Raw genomic sequence first — 219 nt, forward strand, 5'->3', positions numbered from 1 at the left:
GAGCATCTGCAGGTCTATCGCCAAGCGGTAAGGCAGCGGCTTTTGATGCCGCCATTCCCTGGTTCGAATCCAGGTAGCCCTGCCATCTTTTGCTTAACGTCTTTTGTTATTCATTGCTATGATGGATATAGACGGTAAGTACGCGGAAGTGGCGAAATTGGTAGACGCACCAGATTTAGGTTCTGGCGCCGCAAGGTGTGAGAGTTCAAGTCTCTCCTT

Annotated in this window: 1 tRNA gene; it reads left to right on the top strand. The window is 50.2% G+C overall.

Going from position 1 to position 219, the window contains the following annotated elements:
- The first annotated feature begins 10 nt into the window (after positions 1-10).
- Positions 11-85 (top strand) — tRNA-Gln (locus tag ACVA58_RS28825).
- Positions 86-219 lie beyond the last annotated feature (134 nt).

This window comes from Photobacterium sp. DNB22_13_2, assembly GCF_052873915.1.